12 protein-coding genes are annotated in these 15,810 nt (G+C 67.7%); 7 read left to right on the top strand and 5 right to left on the bottom strand.

From position 1 onward, the window contains the following. Window positions 1–30: 30 nt before the first annotated feature. Entirely contained in the window at window positions 31–1,335 is a 1,305-nt protein-coding gene (locus ON45_RS14140; RefSeq protein ID WP_158412429.1) for an ABC transporter substrate-binding protein, read from the bottom strand. Between the two features lie 24 nt (window positions 1,336–1,359). On the opposite strand from ON45_RS14140, the gene ON45_RS14135 reads away from it, so the two are divergent. Further along, window positions 1,360–3,675, top strand: coding sequence for a [protein-PII] uridylyltransferase (locus ON45_RS14135; protein ID WP_051063085.1), 2,316 nt, complete (start codon window positions 1,360–1,362; stop codon window positions 3,673–3,675). A gap of 69 nt (window positions 3,676–3,744) precedes the next feature. Continuing rightward, window positions 3,745–4,452 carry an NUDIX hydrolase N-terminal domain-containing protein gene (locus ON45_RS14130; protein ID WP_040494641.1) on the top strand — a complete coding sequence of 236 codons (708 nt, stop codon included), beginning with the start codon at window positions 3,745–3,747 and terminating at the stop codon, window positions 4,450–4,452. 51 nt (window positions 4,453–4,503) lie between these two features. Here ON45_RS14130 and ON45_RS14125 read toward each other — a convergent pair whose 3' ends face one another. Next, on the bottom strand, window positions 4,504–5,376 hold the full coding sequence (locus ON45_RS14125; RefSeq protein WP_040494640.1) for a PAC2 family protein: 873 nt from the start codon (window positions 5,374–5,376) through the stop codon (window positions 4,504–4,506). Window positions 5,377–5,410: 34 nt separating this feature from the next. On the opposite strand from ON45_RS14125, the gene ON45_RS14120 reads away from it, so the two are divergent. Beyond that, window positions 5,411–5,866 (top strand): GNAT family N-acetyltransferase, encoded by a 456-nt coding sequence (locus ON45_RS14120; RefSeq protein WP_051063084.1) that lies wholly within the window; start codon window positions 5,411–5,413, stop codon window positions 5,864–5,866. Window positions 5,867–6,089: 223 nt separating this feature from the next. Here the strand turns inward: ON45_RS14120 and ON45_RS14115 are convergent, their stop codons facing one another. Together ON45_RS14115 and ON45_RS22750 are read right to left on the bottom strand one after the other, a co-directional pair. Beyond that, window positions 6,090–6,725, bottom strand: a complete 636-nt coding sequence (locus ON45_RS14115; protein ID WP_040494639.1) for a HEAT repeat domain-containing protein — start codon at window positions 6,723–6,725, stop codon at window positions 6,090–6,092. A gap of 3 nt (window positions 6,726–6,728) precedes the next feature. Then, entirely contained in the window at window positions 6,729–7,052 is a 324-nt protein-coding gene (locus tag ON45_RS22750) for a hypothetical protein (protein ID WP_148288701.1), read from the bottom strand. A 10-nt stretch (window positions 7,053–7,062) separates the two neighbouring features. On the opposite strand from ON45_RS22750, the gene ON45_RS21620 reads away from it, so the two are divergent. The 3 genes from ON45_RS21620 to ON45_RS14095 all read left to right on the top strand — a co-directional run bounded on the left by ON45_RS21620 (window position 7,063) and on the right by ON45_RS14095 (window position 13,372). Continuing rightward, a complete protein-coding gene (locus ON45_RS21620; protein ID WP_051063083.1) occupies window positions 7,063–8,247 on the top strand; it encodes a S16 family serine protease in 1,185 nt (394 codons plus the stop codon). A gap of 68 nt (window positions 8,248–8,315) precedes the next feature. Continuing rightward, entirely contained in the window at window positions 8,316–10,325 is a 2,010-nt protein-coding gene (locus tag ON45_RS14100) for a DivIVA domain-containing protein (protein WP_040494637.1), read from the top strand. Window positions 10,326–10,336: 11 nt separating this feature from the next. Then, window positions 10,337–13,372, top strand: coding sequence for a UPF0182 family protein (locus tag ON45_RS14095; RefSeq protein WP_040494636.1), 3,036 nt, complete (start codon window positions 10,337–10,339; stop codon window positions 13,370–13,372). A gap of 90 nt (window positions 13,373–13,462) precedes the next feature. On the opposite strand, the gene ON45_RS14090 is transcribed toward ON45_RS14095, so the two are convergent. Continuing rightward, window positions 13,463–14,362: a coiled-coil domain-containing protein gene (locus tag ON45_RS14090; RefSeq protein WP_148288700.1), complete on the bottom strand. Its 900-nt coding sequence runs from the start codon at window positions 14,360–14,362 to the stop codon at window positions 13,463–13,465. A 36-nt stretch (window positions 14,363–14,398) separates the two neighbouring features. Between ON45_RS14090 and ON45_RS14085 the strand changes: the two genes are divergently transcribed. Beyond that, window positions 14,399–15,769 (top strand): TrpB-like pyridoxal phosphate-dependent enzyme, encoded by a 1,371-nt coding sequence (locus ON45_RS14085; RefSeq protein ID WP_040494634.1) that lies wholly within the window; start codon window positions 14,399–14,401, stop codon window positions 15,767–15,769. Window positions 15,770–15,810: the final 41 nt, after the last annotated feature.

Raw genomic sequence — 15,810 nt, 5'->3', positions numbered from 1 at the left:
CGGAGCGCCGGAACTGATCACGAGAACGGGTCAGGACTGGACGGCGGTCGTGTCCTCGAAGATGTCGGAACCGTCGTCGTCGAAGCGGATGATGTCGAAGAACGCACGCGACGGGTCGCCGTTCCGATCGAGCACCGTGATCCCGAGCGGACCGGCGTAGTCGATCTCGGCGCCGGCGGCGAGACGGTCCGTGCACGATTGGAAGTCCGAGCACACGTCGCCACCGTCGGACACGGACGACATCTGGCCGGCGATCACCGATGGCGAGTCGGATTGGCCCTGGATCGCAGAGAGGGCGAGCAGGTTCACGCAGTCCGTGACCTGCGGTCCGAACGGCGGGTCGACGATCGGCGCATCCTCGTCGGAGTCCTCGGCGCTCGTCGATGTCGGGGCCTCGACAGCTGCCGCGGTGCGGAGTTCCACCTGCGGTGCCACCACGACGACCCGACTTCGCAGCGCCTCGGGCAACACCGAGATGACCGGGCGTGTGGCCGTTCGTCGCGCGTCGTCGTTGACGATGATGGTCTGCACGGTCACGTCGTCGCGGCGAGCCATCTCGCCGAGCACGGTGGCGATGTCGTCGCCGCTACCGAGGATGATGGCCGCCTGCGGTGACGCGGCGACCAGATCATCGATGTCATCGCTCAGGTCGTCGTCGTCCACGGCGAGCGGAATCGTCTCGACGGCGATCGGGCTGAGCGCGTCCTCGACCGCGTCGGCGTAGGGCCTCCCGTAGGCGTCGTCGACGTGGACGATCGCCACGTTGCTGGCACCGGTCGCCTGTGCCTGTTGGGCGATCGCGTTCGCCTGGAGCGAATCGGTCGCGATGCTGCGGAAGAACAGCCCCTCGTCCGGATAGTCGTCGAGCGCGATCGACGTCGCCGTCGCCGAGCACGTGACGATTCCGTCGGCCACCGCGGTGTCGAGCGCGCCGATCGCGGTGTTCGACGACGTCGGACCGATGATCGCGTCGACGCCATCGGCGATCAGCTCCTCGATCGCCTGCGAGGCGGTCGCGGCCGTGGCCCCCTCGTCCTCGATGAACACCTCGACGTCGCTTCCCAGCACTCCGCCGGCGTCGTTGACGCGGTCGATCGCGTCCTCCAGCGCGACGGTGAGGAACTCGGCGACCACCGTGTTCCCCGCCGGGATCAGCGCACCGATCTTCAACACGTCGTCATTGACGCGTGGGGGGATCACCTCGGTCGTCGTCGTGACGACCGAGGGTGGTGGCGTCGCATCGTCTCCGCCCGTGCAGGCTGCGACGAACACCGAACCCACGGTGACGGCAGCAAGAATTCGCGGAGCGGGAACCGGTCCACGTCGTCGCCGCATCTTGTCCACAGTACCGTCTGGCGAGTGACGTCTGAGGATCGCCGATCGCACTTCGACCTGGCCGCGGTGGTGGTTCCGGACGGCTCGAATCGCGGTCGCGAGTACTGCACGGCCTTGGCCCGGGTCACCGATGACTGGGTCATCCACCTGTTCGAGGAGGCTCTCGCCGCCCATCCGACGAAGTACCGCGTGGCGTTGCTCGCGGTCGGTGGCTACGGCCGTGGCGAACTCGCGCCGTACAGCGACCTCGACCTGTTGCTCGTCCACGACTGCAAAGCGCGCAAGGTGGCCGCCGAGATCGAGCCGGTCGCGAGTGCACTCTGGTATCCGCTGTGGGACTCGGGTGTGAAACTCGGTCACGCCGTGCGGCGGGTGAACGAACAACTCGATCTGGTCGATGGCGACCTCGACTCGGCGACGGCGCTGTTGTCGGCGCGCTTCCTCGCCGGTGACGAGGAGATCGCCGCCGACGTCACCCGCCGCGGACGCAAGTCGTGGGAATCGCAACGGTCCGACTACCTGAAGGCGCTGCGAGCCCGGATGAAGGAACGGCAGGCGGAGTCCGCCGATGTCGCCTATCGCCTCGAACCCGACCTCAAGAACGGCCACGGCGGTCTCCGCGACGTCCAGACCGTCTGGTGGGCGATGGCGGGTGGGCTCCAGGTGATCGATCAGGACCTCGACGATCTCGACGCGGCGTACGACACGCTGCTCCGGGCCAGGGTGGCTCTGCATCTCACGACCGACCGGGTCGGCGACGTGATGCGACTCGAGGATCAGGACGCGATCGCGAAGACCGGTGGGTGGGGCGACGCCGACGAGCTGATGGCCGACGTCGCCGCCGCCGGACGCAACGTCGCATGGCTGTGCGACGAGAACTGGAACCGCGCGGTCGAGCGCGATCCGCAGGCCGACCGGGCGATCGCTCCCGGGGTCGTCCTGCGCAACGGAGAGGTCGAACTCACCGAGGGGGCCGATCCGCGAAAGGACCCGACGCTCGCGCTGCAGGCCGCAGTGGCAGCGGCTCGGTCCGATTGCCGAATCGGCCGGGCGACGCTCTCCCGATTGCGCGACGAGGTCGAACCGTGGCCCGGCGACTGGCCCGTCGGTGCGCGGACCGAGCTGGTCGCGTTGCTCCTCGAGGGGCACAAGGCGATCAAGGTGCTCGAGGCTCTCGACCAACACGAGTTGATCGCACGTTTCCTCCCGGAGTGGGAGCCGGTGCGCTCGAAACCACAGCGCAACGCGTATCACCGCTACACGGTCGACCGTCACCTCTGGGAAGCCGCGGCCAACGCGGCCGAGCTCGCCGACCGGGTGTCGCGGCCGGACCTGTTGGTGATCGGCGCGCTCTTCCACGACCTCGGCAAGGGCTACCCGGGCGACCACACCGAGGTCGGCATGGACCTGGTGCGCGAGATCGCGCCTCGGCTCGGCTACGACCGCCACGATGTCGAGACGCTCGTCGCGATGGTCGAGTGGCACCTGCTCATGCCCGATGTCGCCATGCGCCGCGACCTCTCGGATCCGGCCACCATCGACCTGGTCGCCGGGCTGCTCTACTCCGTCGAACGGCTGGAACTGCTCCATGCGCTGACCGAGGCCGACTCGAAGGCGACCGGCCCGTCGGCGTGGGGGAACTGGAAGAAGGAACTCGTCGACGAATTGGCGATGCGGACGCGCATCGTGCTCGGCGGCGGCGACGTCACCGAGGTGGCATGGCAGCTGTTCCCCGACGCCGCCACGTTGGAGGTCATGGCGCTCGGCGAGGTCGACATCACTCGCAAGGACGACCGGATCACCATCATCTACCCGGATCAGCCCGGCACGTTCGGGCAGATCGCCGGGGTGCTGTCGTTGCACGGTCTCGACGTCCTCAGCTCGCGAGCGCACTCCGACGAAGGGGGCATGGCGGCGTCGCAGTTCCGCATCTCGATCTCGAAGGGCGAGCTGAACTGGCGGTCGCTCAAGAGCGATCTGCGCAAGGGGCTGGCGCGGGAGTTGGCGATCGAGGCGCGACTGGCCGAACGCGCCAGGACGTACCGCCGCCGGCGTCGTCTCCAGGCAGAGGCACCCGGGCCGCCCAAGGTCAAGTTCATCGAGGGCGGGTCGAGCAACGCGACGGTCATCGAAGTGCGCGCCGTCAGCAAGGTCGGGATCCTGCACCGCATCACCAAGGCATTGGGCGAACTCGGCCTGGACATCCGCCACGCGACCGTGCAGACGATCGGGATGGAGGTCGTCGACACGTTCTACGTCCGCACCCGAGCCGGCGACCTGGTGATGAGCTCGCCGCACCGCAAGGAGATCCACAAGGCGCTCCTCCACGCGGTCGCATGAGACGCGATCTCGTCCTCACCAGTCGGAGCCGAGCCGAGCTCATCGCTCCGCCTGCCGTAGATTGAAGCCGTGACTGCCGACGCTCGGGACCTGGCGCGATGGAGCGAGACCCTCGCGGCGATCGCCCGAACCGGGATGGGTTTCACCGAGAGCCTGTACGAGCGTGAGCGTTACGAGGAGGTGCTGCACGTCGCCGCCGACATCAAGGCCGCCGCACGTGAGCTCGCCGCCGATGCAGACGACGCCGCGGATGCTGCTGCCGTGCAACGCGAGATCGACCACTTCGTGGGGGAGTGGATGGAGTCGATCGGGGAGGGTGTCCCCGGGTACGTGACCCCGAAGACCGCGGTCGGTGCCATCGTCGGAAACGACCAGGGCGAGATCCTCCTCGTGCAACGCAAGGACTCGGGAATCTGGTTGTACCCGACCGGGTGGGCTGACGTCGGGTACTCACCGGCCGAGGTCGCGGTGAAAGAGGTCAGTGAGGAGACGGGAATCGAGTGTCACGCCGAACGACTGTTGGGCGTCGTCGACGGGCAGCGCATGGGCTTCAGTCGGTTCGGCATGTACATGCTGCTGTTCCACTGCAGCGCGACGGGTGGCGAGCTGGAGCCGCACCCACTCGAGACCGGCGACGTCGGTTGGTTCGCGCGGGACGAACTCCCCGAAGTCACCGCTGGAGCGCAATGGTGGGGTCCGATGGCGTTTGCCGCGATCGACGGCACGGCGTCCGACGCCACCTTCGATCCCGTTCGCCCGGACATCTGGCGGTCCTGACCGCGCCGTTCCCGACGTCGTCGGGAGTGGGCTCGCGGGGGGTGGCTCGACTCAGTCCTGATCGCGCAGGAACTGTTCGACCTCGTTCATCAGTTCGTCCGGATCGATCGGCGGCGCCGAGGTGAGGTCTTCGTCGTCGGTCGCGTCGTTCTCGTCGGCGAGCTGCTCGAGGCGCTCGAGATACTCGACCATGTCGTCGTCGTCACCGATCAACGCGGCGACGCGGGCGTCGTACTCGGCTGCTCCGGATCCGAGTTGCGACCCCGGCGGCGGCGTGCCGATCATCGAACACGCCCGCTCGACCAGTGCGAGCGCAGCCTTGGGTGATGGCACCTGCGACGCGTAGCCGGGGACCGCGGCCCACAGTGATGCGGTGGGCAGACCCGCCCGTTGGAGGGCGTCGTGCAGCACGCCGACGATGCCCGTCGGGCCCTCGTACTGCGACTGCTGGAGTTCGAACCGCTCGATCAGCGTGGTGTCGGACGCGGTGCCGATCAAGGGGACCGGGCGGGAGTGGGGCACGTCGGCGAGGAGCGCACCGAGCGAGAGTGCCATGGTCGCCCCGAACCGTTCGGCGATCCCGGTGACCTGTTCCGAGAAGAGGCGCCACCGCAACGCCGGTTCCGGGCCGAGCATGAGGATCACGTCGGCACCCGGCAGCGACACGGACCACACGCCGACGGTCGGCCACACGATCGACCGCTTGCGTTCGTCGTCGAGGCGCACCTGCGGGCGGACGGTCGCGAAGTCGGTGAACGCCTCGGGATCGATCTCGGCGAGGACGTCGGCGCCCCAGGCTTCGACCAAAGTGGTCATGGCCGTGGACGCGGCGTCGCCGGCGTCGTTCCAACCGGTGAATCCGGCGATGAGGACGGGCCGGTCGAGCGTTGGTTCGGCCAGCCATCGGACGTGCTCGGTTCCCACGTGGGTCACGCTATCGGTGCGTATCGTGGGGCCGATGCAGCACGATGACTCAGCGAGCTCCGGCGCCACGATCGAGATCGCCTCGGACGTCGACGACGAACTGATCGCGGCGTTCGCGCACCTGATCCCCCAGCTCTCGTCCTCATCGCCGCCACCCAGCCGTGAGTTGCTGACCGATCTGGTCGAGGGGGCGGACACCGCCGTGTTCGTCGCGCGGGTCGATGGAGCGATCGTGGGGAGCCTGACCCTCGCGTTCTACCGGATCCCCACGGGCATGAAGGCGTGGATCGAAGACGTCGTGGTCGACGACGCCGCTCGCGGTCACGGGGTCGGGCGCAAGTTGAACGAGGCGGCACTCGACGAAGCTCGTCGGCGAGGCGCCAAGAACGTCAGCCTCACCAGCCGCCCCTCGCGGGAAGCCGCCAACCGCCTCTATCAGCGCATCGGCTTCGCTCCCCGCGAAACCAACCTCTATCGCTACGACCTCTGACACCACCCGCGTCCCGATCCCCCCTCCGAACCCGCCGCCGTCGAAATTTCGTCGGATCGAGACGCTGACCGTCCGGATCCGTCGAGATTTCCCCGACCCCGAAGCCGTTGTTCGGAAATTGTGTGGGATCGAGACGCTGGCGGTCCGGATCCGCCGAAATTTCCCCGGAGGGGCAGCTCCGAGGCGAGGGCGGGGGGTGAGGAGGCAGGTGGCAGGGGAAGGTTCAGGTGTCGGTGATGCGGCGGAGGTCTTCGGCGGCTTGGCGGACCTGCCAGTCGCGGTCCTCGAGCGCGCGGGCAATCGCCGACTCGGTGGGTTCGCCGAGTTCGTCGTCGTCGATGAACGGTGCGAGCGCGAGCACGGCTCGGCGCCGGACGGCGGGCTTGTCAGTTGCGCCGCTCACGATGGCGTCGAACCCCCGTGGGTCGCCGATCGCACCGAGCGCGGCGACCGCCGATTCCCGGACCAGCGGCTCGTCGTGATCGGTCGCCAACTCGATCAGCCGCTCGACGATCTCGTCGCGGTCGGACTCGTGCTCACCGCACGCCCACGCGGCCACCTCGATGACACGCGCGTCGACGTCACGGAGCGCCGGCACCAGGTCGACTTCAGGGTGGGTCGCGGCGACTTCGGCTGCGCGTCGGCGCACCGCCACGTCGTCGTCGGTCAGCGCGGTTGCCACGGCCGAATCATCGAGCGCATCGAGACGCTCGAGTGCACCGAGCGCAGTGCTGCGGACCGCCGGGTCCGGATCGTCGAGCGCCGCCAGCGCGACCGACACGTCACCGGAGTGGCCGGCGATCGCGACCCCACGCCGCCGCTGTCGAGCTTCCGTGTCGTCGGAAGGGGTGGCGCCCACGCGTCAGGACTTCAGGAGGTCGGTCATGGTGACGACGAGAAACGCCGTGCCGAACGCGATCAGGATGGCGCTCACGACGCCGATCACGAGGCCCAGTCCGACGCTCGCGACCCCGGACAGCGCGCGACGGAACACGTTCGGTGGCTTGTAGAGCGGAACGGTCGACTCGGCGATCCCGACCGGCACCCGCGGTCGACGAAGTTTCGGTTCTGCGCGTGGTGTTCGGGGCGCGGCTCTGGCAGCCTTGCGCCAGCCGGCGAACACCAGGGCGACAATCGCCAGCCCGGCCATCCAGGCAGCAGCAGTAGTGAGATCAGTGACCGACACGACAACCCCCATGGTACTCGTCGCATCTCCTCGGAGGTGGTGGGCGCGGACACTCGCCGTCGTCGCCCTCCTCGGCCTGGGAGCGATCGGGATCACGTCGTTGATTCCGTCCGAGGTGATCGCACGGACCGAGAACGCGCGTCTCGAGGAGCAGCAGCCGGCGCCGTACGCGCGGGTTCCCGCGTCGGCGGAGTCGGTGAACGACCGCGTCGAGTACGGAGAGCTTCCCGACGACGTCGAGGTGTACGAGACCGACGGCGACTTCTTCTTCGTGACCATCAGCCAGCCGCCGCAGTCGATGCTGTCGTGGTTGATCGGCCGGCCGGACCCCGTGGTCGACCTGTTGACCGAGGAGGGACGCAACGGTCGGCGCACGGCGACGCAGAATCGCGAGATCGCCCTCCAGCAGATGCGGACCGCGACGCAGGAGGCTCAGTTCCTCGCGCTGACCGCCGCCGGCTACGACCCCACTCTCGAATTCGGCGCGGTGGTGGTGCAGGACATCCTGTGCCGTGAACCGGCGGAGGACGGCTTCGAGTGCGACGAGGAGTATCCGGCAGCAGCGGTCCTGGAGCCGGCCGACACGGTGCTCGAGGTCGACGGGATGGAGATCGCCACGATCGAAGACCTGACCGCGGCGCTCGAAGGAGCCGAAGCAGGCGACACGATCGACATGACCGTCGACCGAGCCGGAGTCGGTGAACTCGACGTCGAAGTCGAGCTGTCGACCGACCCCACCGACCCGGAGCGGACGATCATCGGCTTCATCCCGTTCGACTCGCGGACCGTCGATCTCCCCTTCGACGTCTCGATCGACACCGCTGCGGTCGGTGGTCCCTCGGCCGGCGTCGCCTTCACGCTCGCGCTGATCGACGAGCTGACCGAGGGCGATCTCACCGGCGGCCGCGACATCGCGGTCACGGGCACGATCCGACTCGATGGCACGATCGGTCCGATCGGCGGCCTGGAGCAGAAGGTCAGCGCGGTCCATCAGCACGGCGTCGAGGTGTTCTTGATCCCCGCCGAACAGTTCGAACTCATCGACGCCGATCCGGAGGATCCCGACGATGGTTTGTGCCGATGGGAGTGTCTGAACGAGGCCGGCCACGGCGAGGTCGTCCTGATGCCGGTCGCGACGTTGGACGAGGCACTCGAGGTACTCGAATCGCTGGGTGGCGATCCGATCCCCGCGTGAGCGTGGCGGCCGGCGATTGCCGGTCGACCCTCCACCATCTGCAACGGCGGGCCGCGTAACGTTGCGTGATGGCCATGTCGATTCCCCAACCAGATCCAGCGTCGCCGGCGCAGGTTGCCGACGCCTCCTTCTCCACCGGTCGCCGCGGTTTCGATCAGGGCGAGGTCCGTGACTTCCTGCGAACCGTTGCCGATGAGTTGCGCCGCCTGCACGAACGTCAGGCATTTCTCGAGCGCGAACTCGAGAATTCCCAAGCCGAGCCGAACCTCACGATGGCGCACTTCGATGACGAGACGCTCACGCGAATGCTCGGCGAAGAGACGGTTCGCATCCTGAACGCGGCGCGGGAGAGCTCCCACGAGATCCGCGAGAAGGCCGAGCAGTCGGCGGCGCAGATGCTCATGGAGGCGAGCGACGAGTCGATCCGTCTCCGCGAGGAGGCCGAGATCGAGGCGTCGCGTCGCCGTGCCGATGCGACGAACGACGCCGAGGCCGAGATCTCGATGGCCAAACAGCAGGGCCGCGAGATGGTCAACGAGGCTCGCGCCTATCGCGAACGTGTGCTCAGCGAGCTGGCGCGGCGCCGTGAGCTGGCGCGCGAACAGATCGAACAACTCGTGCACGGCCGCGATCGGCTCATGCAGGCGTTCGAACGCGCCCGACTGGTGGCGGTCGATGTCGTCGCCGAGATGCAGCCGTTGGGTGAGCCCGACGAGTACGTCAACCTCCAGCCGTCGACGGGACCCGTCCCGGTCATGGTCGCCCGCGACGCGATGGCTCCGAGCGAGGCCGAGTCGACCGACGCCCCAGCCGATGACGCACGGGCCGACGCGGCAACCGATGGCGAGGCGACCGTCGGCATCTACGACCACGGCTCCGACGGTGATGCGGTGGTCGAGAACGTCGTCGACGCCGGCACCGACGAGGGCGAAGAAGCCGACGATCCCGACGGTGACGTGATCGCCGACGTCGTCGAACTCAACGAATCGTCTGCGCCGGACGACGATGGCGAGATCGACGCCGGGACGGACGACATCGACCCGGCCGAATCGGACATCGACGCGAACGATGACGCCGTCACCGAGGAACCCACCGATGTCGACGCGGATGACATCGAAGCGATCGAGGACCCTGACGACCCATCCGATGACTCCCGCCACCCGGACCCTGACGACGGATCCGTCGACGATGTCGTGGTCGACCTCTTCGCCCGGCTGCGCGCGACGACGGACGACGAGCCGGAGCCCGAGGCCGAGGTCGACAACGCCGAGGACGACGCTCACACGGACGCCGACGTCATCGACGATGCGGAGGACGCCGACGAACCGATCGCCGACGCGCCAGCCGCCGATCCGGCGGATGACGAGCACGACGCCGAGGCGTCGGACGGCTCCGACGACGACACCGAGGTGTCCCGGTTCGAGCAGCGCGATGCCGACCTCACGCCGCTCATCGTCGCCAGCGCTCGCAAGTTGAAGCGCGTGCTCGCCGACGAACAGAACGAAGTGCTCGACGCGCTGCGTCGCAGCGAGCAGGTGCGCAACCTCGATGCGCTCCTGCCCTGGGCCAGCCACCACGCCGAGCGGTACGCGGGCGTGATCTCCGACGAGTTGCTCGCGGCGGCGAACGCCGGGGCGACGCTCACGACCGGAACATCGTCGAGCAAACTGCGCGCAGCAGCCGGGAAGCAGGCGGTGCAGCAGGCCGCCGAGACGATCACCCGGGGGATGGTCACCCCGCTGCGCGACCGCCTCGAGCGGTGCATCGCGGACGGTGACGGCGACAATCCGGCGATCACCAAGAAGGTGCGCGCCGTCTACCGCGAGTTCAAGACCAAGCACATCGACGAGCAACTCGACGACGTGTTCCGCGCCGCCCACGGCCGCGGCGTGTTGGCCTCGTTCGAACTCGACACGCCGGTCCAGTGGATGCCCGATCCGAGCCACGAGATCTGTGCCGACTGCGACGACAACCGGCTCGAAGGTGCGGTCGCGGCGGGTCAGGCATTCCCCACCGGGCACCTCTGCACTCCCGCTCATCCGGGGTGCCGCTGCCTCTTGGTCCCCGCGGCCCGGTAATCTCGGCGCCGATGCGGCGATCTCAGGACCTCGGAGCCGATCGTCGACGACTGCGTTTCAGCGGCCGCGGCGTTCTGATCGCGCTCGGCGCATTGTTGCTGTTCGTCCTGATCTTCGGACGGGCGATCGCGCGTTTCTACATCGACTTCCTGTGGCACGACGCGCTCGGACGCAACGACGTGTTCTGGGGTGCGATCGGTGCGAAGGCGACGCTGTTCGTCGGATTCTTCCTGATCTTCGTGCTCATCTCCGGGATCAATCTGTACGTCGCCGACCGGACGGCGCCCGAGACCTTCCCCGCGAACGTGCACCCGTACGTCGAGCGCTTCCACGAGATCTTCGGACAACGGCTGCGGCTGGTGCGCTACGGCGTGGCGCTCGTGTTCGCCCTCATGCTCGCCGCGCCCGCGATCAGTCGCTGGCAGGAGTGGCTGCTCTTCCGCAACTCGCAGAGCTTCGGCACATCCGATGCGCAGTTCGGTCGAGACGTCGGGTTCTACGTGTTCGAGTTGCCGTTCCTGTCGTTCCTGCTCGACTGGATGTTCGTCGCCGTGATCGTCACGCTCCTGCTGACGGTCGCCGCCCACGTGCTCAACGGCGGCGTCGTGCTCGTGTCGCCGGTCCCGACCGTGAGTTCCGCGACGAAGACCCACATCGCGATCCTGCTCGCGCTCCTCGCGCTGCTGAAGGCGGGCGACTACTGGTTCGACCGGTTCGAGCTCACGAATGCACAGACCGGCATCGTGCAGGGCGCGACCTACTCGGTGGTCCAGGCGCGCATCCCGGCGTTGATGCTGTTGATCCTCATCGCGGTGTTCTCGGCGGTGCTGTATCTGTCGGTGATCCGGACGGGATCGTTCCGCGCTCCGCTCATCGCGTCGGCGTTGTGGCTCGTCGTGTCGATCGTCGGGGGAATCATCTACCCGGCGATCGTGCAGGGCCTGGTCGTCAATCCGGACCAGGAGGCCAAGGAGTCGGAGTACATCGAACGCAACGTCAACGCCACGCGTCTCGCCTACGGGTTGGCCGAGGTCGAGTCACGCGACATCACGTTCAGCGACATCTCGGCATCCGACGCCGAGGGTGACCTGGAGTCGCTGGACAACGTCCGACTGCTGAACCCGGCCGCCATGGAGAGTCGGTTCATCTTCGACGAAGGTCGCGAGGCCGGACTCACGATCGACGATCTCGACGTGGACCGGTACGTGCTCGACAGCACCGAGCAGCCCGACTCCGAGCAGGTGCTCGTCGCGGCGCTCGAACTCGACACGGATGGCCTCGCGAACACGACGTGGCAGAGCCTCCACCTGATCAACACCCATGGCTGCGGCCTCGTCACAGCGCCGGCGAGTTCGGTCCAGGCCAACCGCCGACCCGCCTACACGGTCCCCGATCTCGACCGCCCCGAGCTCTACTTCAGTCCCAGCATCGGTGGGTACGCGATCAGCAACACCGAGTCGGTCGAGAACCCGTGCGACGAGCAGGCCACCTACGAGGGCGACCTCGGGGTGGAGATGACGTCGTTCGCTCGGCGGGCGTCCTTCGCTCTCGCCTTCCTCGAGTACAACATCCTGGCGTCGGGGGCGATCAACGACGACTCGCAGATGCTGTGGGTACGCGGTGTCAACGATCGGCTCGAGAAGTTGGCCCCGTTCCTGTCGTACGACGCCGACCCGTACCCGGTCGAGGCCGACGGGCGCGTCGTCTGGGTCGTCGATGCGTACACCACGACGAGCCGCTACCCCTACGCCGAGAGCGTCGGTGACGTCGAACTGTCGTCCGAATCGGGTCTGTCGCCGAACGACAACTACGTCCGGAACAGTGTGAAGGCGGTCGTCGATGCCTACACCGGCGAGGTCACGCTCTTCGTCATCGACGAGGTGGATCCGATCATCCGGGCGTGGCAGCAGGCGTTCCCCGATCTGTTCACCTCGTTCGACGAGATGCCCGACGAGTTGCGCGAGCACCTGCGCTACCCCGAGGACCTGTTCCGGGTGCAGACCGACCGCTACTCCAAGTACCGCATCTCGCCCGAGAATTTCTTCCGGCGCGACGGCGCATGGTCGGTCGCTCAGGCACCGGGTCAGTTCCCGGGCGTGAGCACGGCGACCGCTGCGGCCCCGGCGGCGGAAACGGCGGCGTCGTCGACGTTCGCGAGCGAATCGAACACGCAACGGTTCACGCCGTACTACACGTACTTCGACACGAGCCCGGACGATGAGGAGATCGACGAGGAGTTCGTGATCTTCCGACCGTTCGTCGAGTTCTCGACGGCCGATCAGCGGACCCAGTTGCAGGCCTACATGACCGCGTCGTCCGACCCCGACACCTACGGCCAGCTGATCAGCTACGTGGTGAATCCCGCGCCGGGAGAGTCGTTGCCCGACGGTCCGCTCCGCGTTGCGTCGAGTGCCGAAACCACCGACGAGATCTCGTTCCGGATCTCACGCGACAACACGGAGGGCGGCGGCACCAAGGTGCGTTTCGGTGACCTCCAGGCGGTCCCCGTCGCCGACGGTCTCGTCTACGTCCGTCCGTACTACGTGAGCGTGCCGACCGACAGTGCGCAGGTGCCCGAAGCCACCGAGTTCCGTGAAGTGATCGTCACCTACAACCAGACCTCGGTGCTGGCTCCGACGATCGGACAGGCGATGAGCGAGCTGTTCCGCGGGTTCGATGCCGACATCGGTGACCGAACCGGAACGGTGTCCTCGGTCGACGGCGACGACACGGCGGCACCCGATGACGAGGTGGTGGTCCTCGACGAGAACGCCGAGGAAGTGCTCGTGCGGATCGACACCGTGCTCGCCGAGGCCGACACCGCGCTCGAGTCGGGTGATCTCGGGACCTATCAGGAGAAGGTCAACGAAGCGAACGACCTGATCGCCGATGCGGTCGACCGGCTCGGACTGGACACCGGAACCGACGACGTCACCGACCCGACTGGCGATCCCTCGACCGACGACGGCTCGACGGACGGCGAGAGCGAGCTCGAGGGCGACGGACCCGGCGAAGGCGACAAGCTGATCGTCGAAGACGAGGGCTGACGCTCACCTTGCGCCATCCGGTGTCAGACACCGATTGGCACCGTGCCATCGGGTGTCAGACACCGATTGGCACCGATTGGCGCAGCGGGGTCAGCGGCCTGAGGGTCGGCGGAGGCGTTCGGCCAGCTCCGCGAGGTCATTGCGGAACTGAATCGCGTAGCGGGCTTGCTCGTTGGCGAGCCGCTCCTGGCCGCCGGACATGTCGTCGATGCGTGCGACCAGGTCGTCGATCGCCTCGCTGACGTCGCTCTGGGAGCCGGCCCGGTCGACGTCACCGCTCAACTCGGTGAGCTGGTTGGTCAGCTCGAGGCTCACCTGGTTGACGCGGGAGTCGATCGCACCGACCCGCTCGGCGAGCAGCCCGAGCTGTGCGCGCGTCTCGGAGTCGACGGTCTCGCGCTGCCCCGTGCCGTCGGCGTCGATGGCCGAGCGCATCTCGGCGAGTGCCGAATCCGTCCGCTCCACCGAGTCGGTCGCGACGACCGCGATGTTGGCGATGTGCTCGCGCTGGCCGGCGATCAGCTCGGCGAGTTGATCGAGTTGCTGCTGGAGGACGGCGAGCACGTCGTGGTCCGGCGCTGCGGTCGGTGGTGGGAGCGTGGCGCGTTGGACCGAGATCGTGTCGCTCAGGTCATCGACGCGGGCGGCGAGGCTGCCGAGACGAGCGACCTCCGCGCGGATCGCATCCACGTCATCCGGGGTTGCGTTCTTGGCGACGGCCTCGTCGATCGCCGGAGCGATCGATCCGGCGACGTCGCCGACCCGGGTCTCCACGTCGCCGACCTTCGACTCCACCGCCCCGACCTGCGTGGCGACGCTGCCGACCTGCTCGGTGAGCTGTCGGTGCTCGAGCTCGACTCGACCGAGGTGTTCGGCCATCCGCGCCTTGGCTCCCTCGCTCTCGTCGAGCCGCTGGCGCATCGTGCTGAGCTCTGACCGCAGGGCCTCGAGCTGTTCTCTGGTCTCGTCGCGTCGCTTGAAAAGTCCCATGGTGCGCCCCCAAACCTAGCCCACTACTTTTGCCGCATGGCTGGACACGACACACCCAAGAAGATCCTGCTCGACGAATCCGAGATCCCGACGCAGTGGTACAACCTCGTCGCCGACCTCCCGACCCCGCCACCTCCGGCGCTTCACCCTGGAACCCACGAACCGGCCGGTCCGGAGGACTTCGCGCCGCTGTTCCCGATGGCGCTCATCGAACAAGAGGTCACCACCGAGCGCTACGTCGACATCCCCGGCGAGGTGCTCGACGTGTACAAGATCTGGCGGCCGAGTCCGCTGTTCCGAGCCAAGCGACTCGAGGAGGCGCTCGGCACCCCGGCGCGGATCTACTACAAGTACGAAGGCGTCAGCCCGGCCGGGTCGCACAAGCCGAACACGTCGGTGCCCCAGGCGTTCTACAACCATCAGGAAGGCATCACGAAGCTCACCACCGAGACCGGTGCCGGCCAGTGGGGGAGTGCGTTGGCGTTCGCGACCGCGCAGTACGGGATGGAGTGCGAGATCTGGCAGGTCGCCGCGTCGTACCGCCAGAAGCCGCACCGCAAGACGATGATGGAGATCTGGGGCGCGACGCTGCACTCCAGTCCCTCGGAGCTGACCGAGTTCGGCCGTTCATTGCTCGCCGAGAATCCCGATCACACCGGATCGCTCGGCATCGCGATCTCCGAGGCGGTGGCGATGTGCGTGGAGGATCCGCAGGCGCGCTACGCGCTCGGCTCGGTCCTCAACCATGTGCTGATGCACCAGACGATCATCGGTGAAGAGGCGCTGCTGCAGTTGGCGAAGGTCGACGAGACGCCCGACGTGCTCGTCGGTTGCACGGGTGGCGGCTCGAACTTCGGTGGGCTCGCGTTCCCGTTCCTGCGTGAGAAGTTGGCGGGGAAGATGGACCCGGTCATCCGGTGCGTCGAGCCCGCTGCATGTCCGACGTTGACGAAGGGCGAGTACCGCTACGACTTCGGCGACACCGCCGGGATGACGCCCCTGCTCAAGATGCACACGCTCGGTCACAGCTTCATCCCCGAGCCGATCCACGCCGGCGGATTGCGCTACCACGGGATGGCACCGCTGGTGTCGCACGTCTACAACGAGGGTCTCGTCGAGGCGATCGCGATTCCGCAGCGCGAGTGCTTCGAGGGTGCGATCCAGTTCGCGCGTACGGAGGGGATCGTGCCGGCGCCGGAGCCGACCCATGCGATCGCCGCGGCAGTACGTGAGGCGTTGGCGTGCAAGGAGTCGGGTGAGGAGAAGGTGATTCTCACCGCGCTGTGCGGCCACGGTCACCTCGACCTCGCCAGCTACGAGAAGTACCTCCACGGCGACATGGTCGACTACGAGTTGCCCGACGAGGCGATCGCCGAAGCGATGAAGTCGGTCCCCGTCCTCGCCTGACGAACCGCCCAACCCAACCCGTTCTCGTGAACAGTTCCCGC

Source organism: Ilumatobacter nonamiensis YM16-303 (assembly GCF_000350145.1).
Classification (GTDB): Bacteria; Actinomycetota; Acidimicrobiia; order Acidimicrobiales; family Ilumatobacteraceae; genus Ilumatobacter_A; species Ilumatobacter_A nonamiensis.
The sequence above is the reverse complement of the archived record's forward strand: the minus strand, read 5'-3'. Positions and strand labels throughout refer to the sequence as shown.

Coding starts and splice junctions, on each gene's coding strand:
- ON45_RS14095 (WP_040494636.1), top strand. CDS start 10,337: ATGCGGCGATCTCAGGACCTCGGAGCCGATCGTCGACGACTGCGTTTC.
- ON45_RS14140 (WP_158412429.1), bottom strand. CDS start 1,335: ATGCGGCGACGACGTGGACCGGTTCCCGCTCCGCGAATTCTTGCTGCC.
- ON45_RS14090 (WP_148288700.1), bottom strand. CDS start 14,362: ATGGGACTTTTCAAGCGACGCGACGAGACCAGAGAACAGCTCGAGGCC.
- ON45_RS14085 (WP_040494634.1), top strand. CDS start 14,399: ATGGCTGGACACGACACACCCAAGAAGATCCTGCTCGACGAATCCGAG.
- ON45_RS14120 (WP_051063084.1), top strand. CDS start 5,411: ATGCAGCACGATGACTCAGCGAGCTCCGGCGCCACGATCGAGATCGCC.
- ON45_RS14100 (WP_040494637.1), top strand. CDS start 8,316: ATGGCCATGTCGATTCCCCAACCAGATCCAGCGTCGCCGGCGCAGGTT.
- ON45_RS21620 (WP_051063083.1), top strand. CDS start 7,063: ATGGTACTCGTCGCATCTCCTCGGAGGTGGTGGGCGCGGACACTCGCC.